The 16,687-nt window shown below is 65.9% G+C and carries 15 protein-coding genes; 5 read left to right on the forward strand and 10 right to left on the reverse strand.

Going from position 1 to position 16,687, the window contains the following annotated elements; translation table 11 throughout:
* The first annotated feature begins 85 nt into the window (after positions 1 to 85).
* On the forward strand, positions 86 to 595 hold the full coding sequence (locus JDO7802_RS15430) for a methylated-DNA--[protein]-cysteine S-methyltransferase (RefSeq protein ID WP_055086823.1): 510 nt from the start codon (positions 86 to 88) through the stop codon (positions 593 to 595).
* Here the strand turns inward: JDO7802_RS15430 and JDO7802_RS15435 are convergent, their stop codons facing one another.
* The 6 genes from JDO7802_RS15435 to purQ form a co-directional block, all read right to left on the reverse strand.
* A complete protein-coding gene (locus JDO7802_RS15435; RefSeq protein WP_055086824.1) occupies positions 596 to 1,756 on the reverse strand; it encodes an N-acetylmuramoyl-L-alanine amidase family protein in 1,161 nt (386 codons plus the stop codon).
* Positions 1,753 to 2,901 carry a pyridoxal phosphate-dependent aminotransferase gene (locus JDO7802_RS15440; RefSeq protein WP_055086825.1) on the reverse strand — a complete coding sequence of 383 codons (1,149 nt, stop codon included), beginning with the start codon at positions 2,899 to 2,901 and terminating at the stop codon, positions 1,753 to 1,755. Before JDO7802_RS15440 ends, JDO7802_RS15435 begins: the two co-directional genes overlap by 4 nt.
* Before the next feature lie 127 nt (positions 2,902 to 3,028).
* The gene (locus JDO7802_RS15445) at positions 3,029 to 6,037 is read right to left on the reverse strand and encodes an Rne/Rng family ribonuclease (RefSeq protein ID WP_055086826.1); all 3,009 of its coding nucleotides are present in this window, start codon (positions 6,035 to 6,037) and stop codon (positions 3,029 to 3,031) included.
* 484 nt (positions 6,038 to 6,521) lie between these two features.
* Positions 6,522 to 7,856 (reverse strand): sigma-54-dependent transcriptional regulator, encoded by a 1,335-nt coding sequence (locus tag JDO7802_RS15450; RefSeq protein WP_055086827.1) that lies wholly within the window; start codon positions 7,854 to 7,856, stop codon positions 6,522 to 6,524.
* An 8-nt stretch (positions 7,857 to 7,864) separates the two neighbouring features.
* A complete protein-coding gene (locus JDO7802_RS15455; protein WP_144430637.1) occupies positions 7,865 to 9,658 on the reverse strand; it encodes a sensor histidine kinase in 1,794 nt (597 codons plus the stop codon).
* 58 nt (positions 9,659 to 9,716) lie between these two features.
* On the reverse strand, positions 9,717 to 10,385 hold the full coding sequence (gene purQ / locus JDO7802_RS15460; RefSeq protein ID WP_055086828.1) for a phosphoribosylformylglycinamidine synthase subunit PurQ: 669 nt from the start codon (positions 10,383 to 10,385) through the stop codon (positions 9,717 to 9,719).
* A gap of 301 nt (positions 10,386 to 10,686) precedes the next feature.
* Between purQ and JDO7802_RS15465 the strand changes: the two genes are divergently transcribed.
* Positions 10,687 to 10,905 (forward strand): hypothetical protein, encoded by a 219-nt coding sequence (locus JDO7802_RS15465; RefSeq protein ID WP_055086829.1) that lies wholly within the window; start codon positions 10,687 to 10,689, stop codon positions 10,903 to 10,905.
* Positions 10,906 to 10,935: 30 nt separating this feature from the next.
* On the opposite strand, the gene JDO7802_RS15470 is transcribed toward JDO7802_RS15465, so the two are convergent.
* The 3 genes from JDO7802_RS15470 to purC all read right to left on the reverse strand — a co-directional run bounded on the left by JDO7802_RS15470 (position 10,936) and on the right by purC (position 13,079).
* Positions 10,936 to 11,970: a zinc-binding dehydrogenase gene (locus JDO7802_RS15470; protein WP_055086830.1), complete on the reverse strand. Its 1,035-nt coding sequence runs from the start codon at positions 11,968 to 11,970 to the stop codon at positions 10,936 to 10,938.
* Positions 11,971 to 12,078: 108 nt separating this feature from the next.
* Positions 12,079 to 12,306, reverse strand: a complete 228-nt coding sequence (gene purS / locus JDO7802_RS15475) for a phosphoribosylformylglycinamidine synthase subunit PurS (RefSeq protein WP_055086831.1) — start codon at positions 12,304 to 12,306, stop codon at positions 12,079 to 12,081.
* 11 nt (positions 12,307 to 12,317) lie between these two features.
* Positions 12,318 to 13,079: a phosphoribosylaminoimidazolesuccinocarboxamide synthase gene (purC, locus tag JDO7802_RS15480; RefSeq protein ID WP_055086832.1), complete on the reverse strand. Its 762-nt coding sequence runs from the start codon at positions 13,077 to 13,079 to the stop codon at positions 12,318 to 12,320.
* A gap of 143 nt (positions 13,080 to 13,222) precedes the next feature.
* Between purC and JDO7802_RS15485 the strand changes: the two genes are divergently transcribed.
* From JDO7802_RS15485 to JDO7802_RS15495, 3 genes are all read left to right on the forward strand, one after another.
* Entirely contained in the window at positions 13,223 to 13,543 is a 321-nt protein-coding gene (locus JDO7802_RS15485) for a DUF1476 domain-containing protein (protein ID WP_055086833.1), read from the forward strand.
* A 136-nt stretch (positions 13,544 to 13,679) separates the two neighbouring features.
* Positions 13,680 to 14,696: a betaine--homocysteine S-methyltransferase gene (bmt, locus tag JDO7802_RS15490; protein ID WP_055086834.1), complete on the forward strand. Its 1,017-nt coding sequence runs from the start codon at positions 13,680 to 13,682 to the stop codon at positions 14,694 to 14,696.
* Positions 14,697 to 14,707: 11 nt separating this feature from the next.
* On the forward strand, positions 14,708 to 15,583 hold the full coding sequence (locus tag JDO7802_RS15495; RefSeq protein ID WP_055086835.1) for an endonuclease/exonuclease/phosphatase family protein: 876 nt from the start codon (positions 14,708 to 14,710) through the stop codon (positions 15,581 to 15,583).
* Between the two features lie 53 nt (positions 15,584 to 15,636).
* Here JDO7802_RS15495 and JDO7802_RS15500 read toward each other — a convergent pair whose 3' ends face one another.
* Positions 15,637 to 16,680, reverse strand: coding sequence for a PA0069 family radical SAM protein (locus JDO7802_RS15500; RefSeq protein ID WP_055086836.1), 1,044 nt, complete (start codon positions 16,678 to 16,680; stop codon positions 15,637 to 15,639).
* Positions 16,681 to 16,687 lie beyond the last annotated feature (7 nt).

Raw genomic sequence — 16,687 nt, forward strand, 5'->3', positions numbered from 1 at the left:
GGTGCAGGATACGTGCAGTCGGGTCAACAGATCGTGAACGCCGCCAGCCCTTTTCCCGACGGCGATTTCCGTGCGACAACGCGGTATGACGCGCCCGCTCGCCTATAGCCTGCACGACAGCCCCGTGGGTCGGCTTCTGCTTGCGGGCGACGGTGCCACGCTTCACTTTCTCAGCTTCCCCGGTGGTCACAAGGCGTTCGGTCCCGATCCGGAATGGACCCGCGACGACGGTGCCTTCGATGCGGTTCGCACGCAGCTCGACGCTTACTTTGGGGGCGATCTGACGACGTTCGACCTGCCGCTGTCGCCGTCGGGTACGGCGTTCCAGTTACAGGTCTGGAACATCCTCGCCACGATCCCGTTCGGCCGCACGCGAAGCTACGGCAATCTGGCGAAGGCCCTTGGCCGTCCGGGGGCCAGCCGGGCGGTCGGGGCGGCCAACGGTGCGAACCCCCTGCCGATCATTCTGCCGTGCCACCGGGTCGTCGGTGCATCCGGCAAACTGACGGGGTTCGGGGGCGGCCTGCCGACCAAGGAGTTCCTGTTGCGGCACGAAGGCGCGCTGCCCGGCGATGATCAGCCTCGGCTGCTCTGACTACTGCCGGAGGCGAAGCGCATCGGCCGCGTCCGCCACGGCCCAGGCCTCGATCCCGTCGGCGATCGCCACCGCCATCCGCGACCGCCAGTCGATCGACGACAGGTTCGCCAGATCGGTCGGGTTCGACATGAACCCCAGCTCCAGCAGGACCGACGGAATGTCAGGTGCCTTGAGCACCGTGAACTTGCCGCCCAGACGGGGACGCTTGTGCAACCGGATGCCCGCCCCGTTCAACCCGGTCACCAGCGCATCGGCCAGCTTGCCCGCGCGCGGCGCGGTTTCCGCCCGCGCCAGTTCGACCAGAATACGCGCGATCTCGTCCCCCTGCTCCACGTCGCCGACCCCCAGCAGCAGATCGTCGCGCGCGTGCCGCTGCGCGATTTCGGCGGCCAATTGGCTGTCGTTGCCGGGCGACAGCGTATAGACGGTCGCGCCCTCGGCCCCGCCGCCTTCGACCGCATCGGCATGCAACGAAATCATCAAATCCGCCCCGCCCGTCCGCGCGATGGAGGAGCGTCCGCGCAGCCCGACGAAGTCGTCCCCGCCTCGCGTCAGTACCACGTCGTGACCCCGGCGGCGCAACACGTCCGAAAGCTCCCGCGCGAACCGCAACATCAACGCCGCTTCCGTCAGGCCACCGCGTTCCGCACCCGGATCGATGCCACCGTGACCGGGGTCCAGCGCGACGACCAGCGGGCGGTCGCCCGTTTGCCGGGGCCGCGTCGTCGTCGGAACTTCCGTCGGCGGGGCCGCATCCCAGGTTCGCGGGTTGAGGGGCCCGGTGTCGCCCGCCCCTTCGGCCAGCATGACGTTGATGGAGGTGCCGGCATCCGTCTGCATCCACGCCCGCTCGATCCGCATGGGACCGGGCAGTTCGATCATCAGACGGGACCACCCCGCGCGGATCCGACCGGCGCGCCATTCCGCGTCGGTCGTCGTGGTCGCGGGATCGACGGTGGCCCAATCCACCTCGGACGTATCGAGGACAAGCCGCCAAGGCTCCGCCTCCACAAAGACGCGCCAGGGCACCGGCTGGCTGATCGCAATCACCAACTCCTCACCATCGATGCGGATCGCATCGACGGTGGCGCGGGCGTTGAAATCCTGCGCGGGGGCGGCCGAGGCAAAGGCCAAGAGGACGAGGAATACCCGGATCATCGTGCGACCATGAATTTGCGCAGGCGGTCCAGCCCCTCCTCGATATCTGCCGTCGCGCGGGCATAGCTGAACCGCATCGTGGTCCGCCCCCGGTTCGGATCGAAATCGACGCCGGGCGTGACGGCAACGCCTGCGTTTTCAAGTATTTCCGCGGCGAACTTCACGCTATCGTCGGTCAGGTGGGCGACATCGGCATAGATGTAGAACGCCCCGTCCGGCGGTGCGATGCGGTCAAAGCCCGCCTTCGGTAACCCATCCAGCATCAGCGCACGGTTGCGCGCGTAAACGGCCCGGTTCGCCTCCAATTCCTCGGTCGCGTCCATGGCATGCAATGCGGCGATCTGGCTGGCGTGGGGGGCGCAGATGAACATGTTCTGGGCCAGCCGTTCGATGGTTCGCACGTGGTCTTCGGGCACGATCATCCAGCCGATGCGCCAGCCGGTCATGGAGAAATACTTGCTGAACGAATTGATGACGTACACGTCGTCCGACACCTCAAGCGCGGACACCGCCCGCCCCTCGTGGTGCAGCCCGTGATAGATCTCGTCCGAGATGAAGGCCGCCCCCTGCGCGTGGCACGCCCCGATCAGGTCGGCCATCGACGCGTGGTCGAGCATCGTGCCGGTCGGGTTCGCCGGCGACGCGACGATCAGCCCGGCAAGGTCTGGCAGGTCGCCCGCAACGGGTTGATACCTGTTTTCCACCTGCGTCTCGATCCCGACGACATCGAGCGATAGCGCCTTCAGGATCTGGCGATAGGATGGATAGCAGGGCAGGCCCAACCCAACCCGGTCGCCCGCATCGAACAGCGCGGTGAACGCGAGCAAAAACGCGGCAGACGACCCGGCGGTCACGACGACACGGTTCGGGTCGAGGTCGATGCCGTACCAGTCACGGTACAGCCCCGCGATCCGCGCCCGCAATTCCGGCAAGCCGAGGGCGACGGTATAACCCAGAGCACCGCTCTCCATCGCAGCAGCCAGACCGTCGCGGGCGGCCTGAGGTGCGGCGGTGCCGGGTTGACCGACTTCCATATGGATGATGCTGCGGCCCGCGTCTTCCAAGCGTCGTGCCTGCTCCATCACGTCCATCACGATGAACGGATCGACTTGGCTGCGGTCCGAGACCTGTCGTGCACCTTCCATCTGCCCCCTCCGTTCCTGGTGCCACCCAATGACGACGGCGGCATTCGGCGGCGCGTCACGTCATCGCCACTCGTGAAAAAGGAGCGCGCCGGGCGACGCGCTCCTCTCCGTTGTCAATTCCGTCCGGTCAGCTGCCGAACGACCACCAGCCCTTGCGCTTCGGCTTGGCCGGGGCCTCCTCCGCCGGAGCGGCGGCAGGCTCGGGCGCGGACTCCGCTTCGACCGCTTCCACGATCTCGGCCGCCTCTTCCACGGCTTCGGACACTTCGGGCGTGGGAGCCGGTGCCTTGGCGCGGGCGCGCGACCGCGTCTTGGGCTTCGGCTCGGCCGGGGCGTCCTCTGGTGCGGCGACTGGTTCGGCAACCTGTTCCGGCTCGGCCACGACGTCTGCGGGCTTCGGTTCTGGCTCAACCTGTGTGTCCACCGGGGTTTCCGCCGTCTCGACCGCAGGTTTCTTCGACCGGGACCGGCTGCGCGACCGTGACTTGGGCTTTGTCGCCTCCGCCTCGGGTCCGGGCGCTTCGGTCGTGTCCGGCACGCCGTCCTGCGGGGGCACATCGGGGTTTGCGGCCCCGTCGGCACCTGCATCGGGCGCGGCACGGTCGGATCCGTTCTGCCCGCCGGCCGGCTGGTCGCCCGACTGACTCTCACCAGACTGGTTTTCGGCCGACTGGCCCTCACCGTTCCCGCCCTTCTTGCGGCGCGACCGGCGGCGGCGCTTCTTCTTGGGGGCACTCTCGCCCGTTCCGGCCCCATCTTCGGCGCGGTTTTCCTGCGGCGGGGTTTCGGGGGCTTCATCCTCCTCGACCTCGACTTCGGCCTCGATCACCTCATCGTCGGTGTCGTCGTCATCCGACCATGACGTGTCCATCTGCACGACATTCTTGGCCTTGGGAATGACCCGCGTCGCGGTCTTGAACTTCTCGATGGTGTGATCCGGCGCGGTCATATGCGGGTCGGCGACCACGCGCACGGCCATATCGAAACGCGCTTCGATGGTGGCCAGATGCTCCCGCTTTTCGTTCATCAGATAATTGCAGACGTTCACCGGCACCGTCAGCTTCACCTCGCGCGACCGCTTGCGGACGCCCTCCTCTTCCAGACTGCGCAGGATCGACAGCGCAATCGAATCGTCAGACCGAAGCAGGCCCGTGCCCTGACAATGCGGGCAGGCTTGTGTCGTCGCCTCCAGCATGCCGGGGCGTAGACGCTGGCGCGACATCTCCAGAAGGCCGAAGCCCGAGATACGACCCACCTGAATGCGGGCACGGTCGTTCTTGAGCGCGTCCTTGAGGCATTTCTCGACGGCGGCGTTGTTCTTGCGCTCGTCCATGTCGATGAAGTCGATCACGATCAGACCGGCCAGATCGCGCAGCTTGGCCTGACGTGCCACTTCGGCGGCGGCCTCCAGGTTGGTCTTAGTGGCCGTATCCTCGATGGACCCTTCCTTTGTGGACTTGCCCGAGTTCACGTCGACCGCGACCAAGGCCTCGGTCACGTCGATCACGATGTATCCGCCGGATTTCAGCTGCACCGTGGGATTGAACATGCCCGCCAGATACGTTTCGACGCCGTGCTTGGCGAAGAGCGGCTGGCCGCCTTCGGCGTGCAATTTCACGTTCTTGGCGTGGGACGGCATGATCAGCTTCATGTAGTCCTTGGCGTCGCGGTACCCGGCCTCGCCCTCAACGATGACCTCGTCGATGTCGCGGTTGTACAAATCGCGGATCGAGCGGTGGATCAGGTTGCCCTCTTCGTAGATGGGCGCGGGCGCGATCGACTTGAGCGTCAGTTCGCGCACCTGTTCCCACATCCGCTGCAGGTATTCGTAATCGCGCTTGATCTCGGTCTTGGTGCGCTTGGCCCCCGCCGTGCGCACGATCAGACCGGCGCCCTGCGGCACGTCGATCTCCTGCGCGATCTCCTTGAGCTTCTTGCGGTCAGGCGCATTGGTGATCTTGCGGCTGATGCCGCCGCCGCGCGCCGTATTGGGCATCAGGACGCAGTACCGCCCGGCCAGCGACAGGTATGTGGTCAACGCGGCGCCCTTGTTGCCCCGCTCCTCCTTGACGACCTGCACCAGCATGATCTGGCGGACCTTCACGACTTCCTGGATTTTATACTTGCGGGCCTTGGGCCGCTGCACGCGCGGGGGACGGACGTCTTCTTCGGTGTCGTCGTCGGCGACGGTCTCGACGTTGTCGTCCTTCTCGGTCGGATCGACCTTCTTGGACCGGCTGCGCGACCGGCTGCGGGAGCGTTTGGGCTTGTCCTCGGGCTGCGGTTCATCATCGGCGACGATGGCAGCCGCATTACCCAAATCGACGGTTTCCATGCCGGCAGGTTCGACCGCCGGGGCGTCGGATTGAACGCTATCGTCCAGCGCCGGAGCAGTGTCGGCGGGCGCATCTTCGGCAGGCGCATCGGACGTGACCTCGTCATCCTCCAGACCGGCGCTTTCGGCGATCGTCGTGACGGGTCCGTCGTCGTCGGCGTCGGTTGCGGTGTCGGTCTGGGCGTCGCTTTCGGCTGCGCCGCCCTGCCCTGCAGTCTCGGTTGCGGCCTCGGAAATATCGGCGGCCCCGCCGGTCACGACGCCATCGGCCTCCGCTTCCGTTGCGGCGATCTCGGCCTTCGCAGTGGTCGGCGCATCGTTGTCGTCGGACGCATCGGCACCTTCGCCCTCGGTCGCGGCAGGCTTCTTCGTGCGGCTGCGCGAGCGGGACCGGGAGCGGGACTTCTTCGGCTTTTCCTCACCGTCGTCTTCGCTCTCGTCTTCGCCGGTCGTGGCGTCGCGCGCGGCGACTTTCGCATCGGCCGCTTCATCGGCCGCGGCCTGCGCGTCGGCATAGGCGCGTTCTTCGGCCAGGATCGCATCGCGATCGGCCTTGGGGATTTGGTAGTAATCGGGGTGGATTTCCGAAAAGGCGAGGAAACCGTGACGGTTCCCGCCATAGTCGATGAACGCCGCCTGCAGCGACGGCTCGACCCGCGTAACCTTTGCCAGGTAGATGTTGCCCGCAAGCTGTCGCTTGTTCAGGCTCTCGAAATCAAATTCCTCGACTTTGTTTCCATCTGCCACCACGACCCGGGTTTCCTCCGGGTGGGTGGCGTCGATCAGCATTTTCTTCGCCATGGTACTTTCCGCGACGGATGGCCGTTCCCCCGGGGGGGGCCGACATGATCCGTCTTTGTGATGGGGCGCCAGCAACACGGATCACGGCGGGGCGGACAAGCCGCATCCCGTCGATCATGATCCAGTCCTGCGTCATAGCGCGTCTACTCCGACCCGTGACCGCGAAACGACGCAACCTGGGGTCCAAACAATGCCCGGAGGTGTGGTCCGGACGTCTCGTCGGGGGCGACATGCGCCCCCGTAAACTTCCCCCGATGCACGGCCCTCGTGTTCGGGACCTGACTGCACGGGAAAGAATCTCACCGGTTCCGACCGCCGACCGTTCGGCGGCACAACCGTATATCCTGTGTGTTACATAATTGACGTCTTCGCAACGCCAAACCGCCGGGTCAGCACGGATAGGCCCATGTCCCCGGTGTGCCCCGGACACAACGACCGGCGATGGACCCGCACCGCCATGCCCAAGGGGCCATTGCCCGCCGCATCAAAGATAGTTCGACCGGCTCAACCCGTATTTCGCCATCTTTTCGTTCAGGGTCCGGCGGGGCAGCGACAGCTCCTCCATGACACCGGCGATGGACCCGCGGTGGCGACGCATGGTGTTGTCGATCAGCATCCGCTCGAAGGCTTCGACGTATTCTTTCAACGGTTTGCCTTCGGTCGTGACCTGAACGGTCTCCCCCTGCTCCTGCGTATCCGACATCAGAAGCGACGAGATCGAGCCGGTGCCGCGACGCTGTTGCAGCACGGCGCGTTCCGCCAGGTTGATCAGCTGGCGAACGTTGCCCGGCCACGGTGCCTGCAGCAGCTGCGCCGCCTCCTGGGCGGACAATTGCGGTGGGGTGGCCCCGTATTCGTCGCCGAAGGTTTCGGCGAAATGGGTGAACAACGTCAGCACGTCTTCGCCCCGGTTGCGCAAAGGCGGCAGGACCAGCTTCATCGCCGCCAGCCGGAAGAACAGATCCGGGCGTAGCGAATCTTCCAGCGTCTTTTCGGGGTCCGACCCGTTGTGAATGGCCACGATGCGCGTCTCGGCGGGCGTGCCCTGATCGTTGATGAATGTCAGCAGCTTGGCCTGCAACGCCAGCGGCAGCGCCTCGATATCTTCCAGCACCAGCGTGCCGCCCCGTGCTTCTTCGACCAGCGGCAGGCCGCCTTCGGTAACGGGGCCGAACAGCTTGGCCTCCAGTGCCCCTTCACCAAGCGCGGCACAGGAGGTGAGCGAGAATGTCTTGCCCTGACGCGGACCAACCGCATGCAGCGCGTGTGCGACCAGCGTCTTGCCGGTCCCCGTTTCGCCGTCGATCAGGACATGGGTGTCGGCCTGCCCCAAGTCGAGGATATCCTCGCGCAGACGCTCCATCGCGGGCGACGTGCCGATCAATTTGCGCATCAGGACGGTGCCGTCCGAAAGCTCCCGCCGCAGGGCCCGATTGTCGAGCGTCAGTTTGCGGGCCTGTGCCGCGCGCCGCGCCAGATCGGTCAGGCGATCGGGGTTGAAGGGCTTCTCCATGAAGTCATAGGCGCCCAGCTGCATCGCCTCGACGGCCATGGGGACGTCGCCGTGCCCGGTGATCATGATGACGGGCAGCGAAGAATCGGAGCTCATCAATCGCTTGAGGAAGGCCATGCCATCCATGCCCGGCATGCGGATATCGCTGATGACGACACCGGAGAATTCGGGCGTGATCTTCTTGAGGGCCTCTTCGGCGCTGGCATAGGTTTCCGTCGCGAACCCGGACAGGGCCAGCCACTGTGAAATCGACTGCCGCATGTCCTGTTCGTCGTCGACGATCGCGATCCGGATCTGCTCGGCCATGGAAATTCCTATTCGGCTGCGTCTAGCGCCATATCTATCGCGGGAAGGCGAACTTCAAACACGGCACCGCCGCGAAGGGCATTCCGGGCGGTCAACCGCCCACCCAGGTCACCGACAATTCCCGAGCTGATGGCCAGTCCAAGGCCCACACCTTCCCCGGGTTTCTTGGTGGTATAGAACGGCTCGAACAGCTTTTCGGGCTCGTGCAGGCCGTGGCCCGAGTCGCGAACGGCAAGGACAACTTCCTCCCCGGAGGTCAGCAGGATATCGAGCTCCCGCTCATCGGACCCCTTCATCGCATCAAGGGCATTGCGCACCAGGTTGATAATGACCTGTTCCAGCCGCAGGCGGTCGCACATCGCCATCACCGGCTCCTCGGGGACGATCTGGCTCAGCTGGATTTTCTCCTGCCTCAGTTGCGGCTCCATCAGCGTCAACGCCGAGGACAGGGCCGCGCGCACGTCGATCGGCTCGAACGCCTCGCCGCCCTTGCGGGCATAGGATTTGAGCTGTCGGGTGATCGCCCCCATTCGATCGATCAGATCGTCGATCCGCTGGAACGAAGACAGCGCCTCGTCCGCCCGACGCCGTTGAAGCAACAGCCGCGCGCCGGCCAGATAGGTCTTCATCGCGGCCAGCGGTTGGTTCAATTCGTGGCTGACGGCAGCCGACATTTCGCCCAAGGCAGCCAGCTTGGACGACTGCGCAAGGCTCTGCTCGGTTTCCTTCAACTCTTCCTGCACGCGCTTGCGCTCCGCGATCTCGGACGACAGGCGATTGTTGAGGCGACGAAGTTGCAGCGATTCCCGCTGGAACAGCATCGAGCGAAGCGTCGAGCGGCGGTTGAGCAGATAAAAGCCCAGCGTCAGCAGAAGGGCGAAGCCCGTGATGATCAGGGCCAGCACGCCGTTGACGCTTTCGCGCACCGACTCGTAGGAGGTGAAGCTGACCAACCGCCAGCCACGGAACGGCACGCGCGTTTCCAACTGAATCAGCGCGTTGCCCGAAAAATAACCCCGGTTCACATCCGGGCCGAACGCCCCCGTCGTCGCCAGCGCGCGTTCCAGGGCCGAGGGCACCGACGTCGCGGCCAGCGCCTCGCTCAGCGGCTGACCCCGCCAGCGCGGCTCCGTCGTCAGGATGACGGTGCCGGCCGCGTCCGTCACGGCCACCGCCGCCGTCGTTCCCCGCCATCGGCTTTCGAATTGCGCCAGGTTCACCTGCACCTGCAAAACGCCCAGCTGTTCCGCCCCGTCACGCACGACCCGACTGAAGGACGCGCCATAGGCCCCTGTTTCGTCTGGAAAGATGGTAAACACGGTATCGGTGGTCGCCACGGCTTCGGTGAAGAAGGGGCTTTCGGCATATAGGCTGCCCAGCTGTTCGCGGTCGGTCGCCGCGACCGTGCGGCCATCCATGTCCAGCAGGCGGATCGAGGCGGCCCCGATTTCGTCCACATAGGAAATCAGACGCTGGCTGGAGGTCGAGAAATCATCCGCTTTCAGCGCGGAGATCAGGGTCGAATCGCGCGCCAGCAACAGCGGCACGACAGAGTTTCGCTGCAACTCCGACAGGATCGCCCCGCCATACAGGGCCTGACGCAATTCGGCCCGCTGTCGCGTCGTCTCGACCAATCGTTCCGTCAACAGGATGTTTACCACCCAGATCGCCACGCCGGCGGCGATGATCGTCAGCACGATCAGAATCCGGACGGCCCACGGAAGGCGCACGCGGTCGGGGGACGGCCCGTCGACGATCGCGGGGTTTTCCGCCGCCCTGTCCTTGGAGACACGCCAAAACATCAGCTTTTGTAGCCCCGCGAAGCCTTCGCCTCAAGCGCGCGATGCGCGGGGCGCGGGATCACGCGGAGACGAGGGCCTGCGCCACGCCGCGGAACAGGGCCGCGCCGTCGGTGCCGCCGTGCAGCGGGTCGGACGCCCGCTCCGGGTGGGGCATCATGCCAAGGACGCGACGATTGTCGGACAGGATACCCGCGATGCCGTCGGTGGCACCGTTCGGGGTGGCCACATAGCGGAACGCCACGCGGTTTTCGCCGTTCAGCCGCGCAATCGTTTCGGCGTCGGCGGTATAATTGCCCTCGTGGTGCGCGATCGGGATGTCGATGACCTGTCCCCTGTCATACCCTTGGGTGAACGCGCTTTCAGTCTCTTCGACCCGCAGGGCGCTGGTCTCGCAGATATATTTCAGACCCGCGTTGCGCAGCAGGGCACCGGGCAACATCCCCGCCTCGGTCAGGATCTGAAAACCGTTGCAGGGCGCGAAAACGAAGCCGCCGCGATCCCCATGGGCCTTCAGCGCGCCCGCGATCGGGGAGCGCGCGGCAATGGCCCCGCACCGCAGATAGTCGCCATAGGAAAATCCGCCCGGAACGCCGACCAGGTCGATGCCCGACGGCAAATCCGTCTCCTTGTGCCAGACCATCGTGGTGTCGAATCCGGCGGCCCGAAAGGCGACGGCAAGGTCCCGGTCGCAGTTGGAGCCGGGGAAGACGAGGACGGCGGCTTTCATGGGCATTCTTCACGAATAGGAGAGCGTTACGCGGGTATTTCCACATTTCGGACAGGATTTCCAGCACCGGGTCGGACCGGTCGAATACGCCCCTTTCCATCGTGACACGATGTCGGCGGAACCCCGCCGGCAGGGCACCTTCGACATGCGATAACACGCATTCAGGCCCTGATCCGGCCCGCGCCGTCATCGCATAGCAGGGGTCACCTGCCCCATCTGCGGCATGCGGTGGCCGGGGAATCGGCGACCGTGCCTTCCCCCTGTCCGACGACATGTCGGCCCGATCCATTGGAGACACACCATGAAAATCCTTCTGCCCCTCGTCGCCTCCGCCGCCCTTCTGTCGGGCTGTGCCCAGGGCGGGTTCATCGACAGCGACGTCGAACGTGGCCTGGTTGGTGCCGCCGCCGGCTATGGCGCCGCAAAAGTCGTGAACGGCAACGGCGACCGCGGTGCGATCATCGGCGGCTTGGCGGGCATCTTCTGCGACGATGCCGGCGTCTGCTCGCGCTCGCGCTGATCCGCGGGGCCGTGGCCGCTGACGCGGTGATCACCGTCCGAAATCGGTGATCACCGCGACGCCCGGCGGCGTGGGGCCGTTGAATGCGGCCAGTTCGGCCGACGTGTCCGACAGCGCCACCTCCCGCGCGATCAGCGGGGACATATCGACCTTGCCGCTTGTGATCATGTCGAGCAGCGACGGATATCGCCACGACGGCATTCCGCGGGTCCCGTAAAGCGCGAGGTTCCCCTGATAGACAGCTGCCATGTCGACCTCCATCTGCGCGGTGTGGCCCGTGGGCAGCCCGACCTGAACGTGCCGCCCCAGCGGGCGCAAGCAGCGAAGCGACGCGTTGACGGTGACAGGGATGCCAAGCGCCTCGACGCTGACATGGGCACCGCCGCCGGTTATCTCGCGGATGCGCGCGGCCGTGTCGTCATCGGCCAGAACGGCCGCATCGATACCGAGCGAGAGCGCGTGGTCCAGCTTTTCCTGAACCACGTCGACCACAACGACATGCGCCCCCAGCGCCCGCCCCAGAAGCGCCGCCGACAGCCCGATACCGCCGGTGCCATGCACCGCAAGCCATTCGCCGCCCTGCAACGCCGCACGCCCGGTCAGCGCGTGCCAGCTGGTCGTCACGCGGCAACCAAGACCGGCGGCCACCGTTGCCGACAGGGTTTCGGGCAGTCGGGCAAGATTGTGATCGCGCGGCACCGCCACGTATTCCGCGAACGCCCCCGGTTCGATAAACCCCGGCAGGCGCTGATCCAGGCAGGTGTTCTGATGGCCCGACCGACACTGCGGGCAAGTTCCACAAGCCAGGATGAACGGCGCGACAAGCGTATCGCCGACGGCAAATTGCGCGTCCGGCCCCGCCTCTATCACCTCGCCGCAGTATTCGTGGCCGCCGATCTGGCCCGGTTTGACGCGGTTATGCTCCCCGACCCATCCGTGCCAGTCCGACCGGCAGACGCCGCAGGCGATGGTGCGCAGGACCACGCCGTCGGGCGGGCATGCGGGGTCGGGCACATCCTCGATGGACAGCGGGGCGTTGTAATCGCGTAAGATCGCGGCGCGCATGGTGACTCCTCCCATTTGAGCGGAGGGAAGCGGTTGCGCGGCGGTTTGGCAAGGTCGGGCGTGGCCGAAAGGGACCAGATCGTCAGCGCGGGCGATGCCCGGCCCGCCTTACATTTCGATGGTGTAGCTTTCGATTACCGTGTTCGCGAGCAGCTTTTCGCACATCGCGGTCACGTCGGCCTGCGTCGTGCCGTCGGCCAGATCGAGTTCGATAAGCTTGCCCTGCCGCACGCCATCGACCCCGTCGAAGCCAAGCGCGCCCAAAGCATGTCGGACGGCTTCGCCCTGTGGATCGAGGACGCCGGATTTCAGCATGACGGTGACTTTGGCCTTCATCGGAGCGCCCTTCAGTTGATCAGCGTCGGGCGGGTGACCGGCCCAGAGTTGTTGGGCAGAACGCCCAGACGACGCGCGACTTCGGTATAGGCATCCGTAAGCGAGCCGAGATCGCGGCGGAACACATCCTTGTCGAGCTTCTTGCCAGTCTCGATATCCCAAAGCCGACAGGAATCCGGGCTGATCTCGTCGGCGAGGATCAGGCGTTGGAAATCATTGTCCCAGACGCGCCCGACCTCGATCTTGAAATCCACCAGCTTGATCCCGACGGCCAGCATGCAGCCGGACAGGAAGTCGTTCACCCGCAGGGCCAGTGCCACGATATCGTCCAGATCCTGCTGCGACGCCCAGCCGAAGGCGATGATATGTTCCTCGGCGACCAGCGGATCGCCCAGCTTGTCGTCCTTGTAGCAGAATTCGATGATCGGACGCGGCAGCGCCGTGCCCTCCTCGATGCCCAGCCGGGTGGAGAGCGATCCGGCGGCGACGTTGCGCACGATGATCTCCAGCGGAATGATCTCGCAGGCGCGGATCAACTGCTCGCGCATGTTGAGCCGCTTGATGAAATGCGTCGGCACGCCGATGTTGCCCAGACCCACCATGAAGAATTCGGACAAACGGTTGTTGAGCACGCCCTTGCCGTCGATCACGGCCTTCTTCTCGGCGTTGAAGGCGGTCGCGTCGTCCTTGAAGTACTGCACCATCGTGCCCGGCTCGGGACCCTCGTACATGATCTTGGCCTTGCCTTCATACACGAGCTTGCGTCTGGCCATGATATCCTCGGGGTTGGGGGGAGTTCGGGCGGTTTTGCGGGTCTTATGCCGTTCGGACGCCTTTGCCAAGCGACCCCCGCTTGCGCGCGCGCGTGGCGCGGCACATATCGGAAGGGCACAGCATCTGCCCCGAGGAGGCCACCATGTCCAATAGCATGAACGACCGCGAGAAGAGTTTCGAGAACAAGTTCGCCCACGACGCCGAATTGCAGTTCAAGGTCGAAGCGCGGCGCAATCGCCTGCTGGGCGAATGGGCCGGCACAATCCTGGGCAAGGAGGGCGATGCCCTCAAGGCCTATGCCACCGAAGTCGTGAAATCCGATTTCGAGGAGGCGGGCGACGACGACGTCATGCGCAAGGTCACCGGCGATCTGGGCGAGAAGGTCCCGGCCGCCGAGGTGCGCGCCAAGATGGACGCCCTGATGGTCGAAGCCAAGCAACAGGTGATGACCGAGCTGAAGTGACCGACGCTTCGGGACGCGGGTGGGGGCGACATGTGCGCGCCCTCATCATCTTCATGCACGACATGAATTTGCCTGTCCCACCCTGGCGGGCGACAAGGCGCGGCCGATTGTTCGCCCGCGCCCCGGAGGCCCACCCATGCCCGATGCCCTGACCGACCTGCTCAAGACCCGTGACTGGTTGCTGACCGACGGCGCGACCGGCACGACGCTGTTCAACATGGGTCTGATGTCGGGTGACGCGCCCGAGCTCTGGAACGAGACCGAAACGGGCAAGATCCGCGCCCTGTATTCGGGGGCGGTGGAGGCCGGATCGGATCTGTTCCTGACCAACACCTTCGGCGGCAACGCGGCGCGGCTGAAGCTGCACGGCGCGGAGCGGCGGGCCCATCAGCTGAGCCGGATAGGCGCGGAGATCGGGCGGGAGGTGGCGGACTCCGCCGGCCGGCCGGTGATCGTCGCGGGCTCCATGGGGCCGACAGGGGAAATCATGGCCCCGATGGGCCCGCTGACGCATGATCTGGCCGTCGAAATCTTTCACGAGCAGGCCGAGGGTTTGAAGGCCGGGGGCGCGGATGTCCTGTGGGTCGAGACGATTTCCGCCCCCGAGGAGCTGCGCGCCGCCGCCGAGGCCGCCCGTCTGGCCGACATGCCTTGGTGCATCACCATGAGTTTCGACACCGCAGGGCGCACCATGATGGGCACGACATCCGCCGAGATGACGCGCCTCATTGGTAAGCTGGATTATAAGCCCGTCGCTTACGGCGCAAACTGCGGCGTCGGGGCCGCAGACCTGATCCGTACGGTCATGGGGTTCGGCACCGTCGACTGGCCGCTGATCGCGAAGGGCAACGCGGGCATCCCCAAGTACCACGACGGCCACATCCACTACGACGGCACGCCCGCGCTGATGGCGGATTACGCCGTGCTGGCGCGCGACGCCGGGGCCACGATCATCGGCGGTTGCTGCGGGACGACGCCCGACCATCTGCGCGCGATGCGCGCCGCGCTGGAGACGACGGGACGAAGCCCTGCCCCGACGCTGGAAGATATTGCCGCGCGACTGGGTGGGTTTTCATCCGACAGCGATGGCACCGACGGCAAAGGTCCGGTGCGCGACCGCTCCGCGAACCGTCGCCGCCGCACACAGGTCTGACTGGTCCCGACGTGCAGTCCGGACTGCTGATCCTGGCCCTCGGCCTGCTGGGCTGCGCCTTGACCGTGGCGGGGGCCTGGTTCGGTCGTGCGCATCCGATCCTCGATTCGTTGGGGGTCGGGTTGATCTACGGTGTCGTCGTCGCGGTGGGTCTGACCGTGATATTCGGGGTTCTGCGCCGCTGGCCGGCGGCGATCGCCGGCCTGGCAATCGTCGGGGCCGGCGTGGCCATCCTGGTGCCGGCGAGCGGAGATTTCACGACCCCGTCGATGGGGCGCATCGCCCTCCTCCAGCACAATCTTCTGTTCACCAACCCGGCCCCGGACCTTTTGGCACGAATGGCGGATGCAGACGTCGTCACCTTGCAGGAAGTCAGCGCCGCGACCGATGCCATAGCGTCCCTGCCATCCGACTGGACCGTCGCGTCCTGCGTGATGAGCCCGGTCACCGCGACGGTGGTTGCGACGCGCTGGCCCGTGCGTGCGTCGGGCTGTTTCGAAGGCGGAACATGGCAGCGTATCGAGACCCCGGACGGCCCCGTCACGTTCGTGTCCCTTCACCTCTACTGGCCCTGGCCGAAGGGGCAGACGGATCAGGTCGCCCGGTTGGAGCCTGACCTGCGCGCCCTGCCCCGGCCCGTCATCGTGGCCGGCGATTTCAATCAGACACCGTGGTCCGCGACCGCAAAGCGCATCACCGCCGCGACCGATACGCGGTTCGTGCCCGGCGTGCGCATCACCCTGAACCAGTTTTCGGGCTTTCTGCGCATTCCGATCGACCATGTTCTGGTGCCGCGCGGCGGGTCGGGACGTGCGAAGATCGCGGGGGCGCATGGATCGGATCATCAGATGCTGATCGCCCTCGTTGGACCGGGGACCGATCGATGACCCCGGCCTGTTCGCTCAGCGAAAAGCCCCAGGGTGAGGGGCGCGACCCGCATCTAGAACAGCGACATCTGCGATCCGGGCACGGTGAACAGATCGGTTCGCAGGGGCGGCAGATGGGTTGCCAGGCCGCTGTCACGGCAGGCGCGGCGGAACCGGGTCTGAAGCAGATCGGCGTGAACGCCCCGCCCCCGCATCCGGTGGCCGTAGCCCGCATCATAAAGCTTGCCGTCGTGAAACTCCCGAATGCGCCCCAGCACTTTGCGCGCCCGGTCGGGATAATGCGCGCGCAGCCAATCCTCGAACAGCGGTGCCACCTCCAGCGGCAGGCGCAGCGGGATCATACTGGCCGCAACGGCCCCGGCGTCGGCAGCGGCGCGCAAAACGCCCTCCACCTCGTGATCCGTCAGGCCGGGGATGACCGGCGACACCATGACCCGCACCTGGATGCCGGCCGCCGCCAGCCTCTCGATCGCCTTGAGCCGGCGCGCGGGCACGGGCACCCTCGGCTCCAACCGGCGCGACAGATCGGCGTCCAGCGTGGTCACCGACAGGCCGACGCGCACAAGGTCCGGCCCCATGTCCGACAGAATATCGATGTCGCGTTCGACCATGGTCCCCTTGGTCGTCACCCCGACGGGGTGGGCATGGTCGCGCATCACCTCCAGCACGCCGCGCATCAGGCCCCTGTCCCGTTCGATCGGCTGATAGGGGTCGGTGTTGGTGCCCAGCGCGATCATCGCGGGGCGATACGACGGGGCCCGCAATTCCTTGCGCAGGGCGGCGGCGACGTTGGGCCGCGCGATCAGCCGCGTTTCGAAATCAAGGCCGGGCGACAGGCCCAGATAGGCGTGCGTAGGCCGCGCAAAGCAATAGATACAGCCATGTTCGCACCCCCGGTACATGTTGACCGATCGGTCGAACGGCACGTCGGGCGACCGGTTGGTGGTGATGGCACGGCCGATCACCTCGTCGCGGACTTCGGTCTCGATACGGTCGGGCAACGGCGCATCGTAGCTGTAGGGCTCGAACCGCCCGATGTCGTTGGTCAGCGCCCCGCGGGCGGCAAGGCCGGCGTAGTCGTGCTTGTGGTGGCCCATGCTTCGA

The sequence above is a fragment of the Jannaschia donghaensis genome, assembly GCF_001403795.1.
In the GTDB taxonomy this organism is placed as follows: Bacteria; Pseudomonadota; Alphaproteobacteria; order Rhodobacterales; family Rhodobacteraceae; genus Jannaschia; species Jannaschia donghaensis.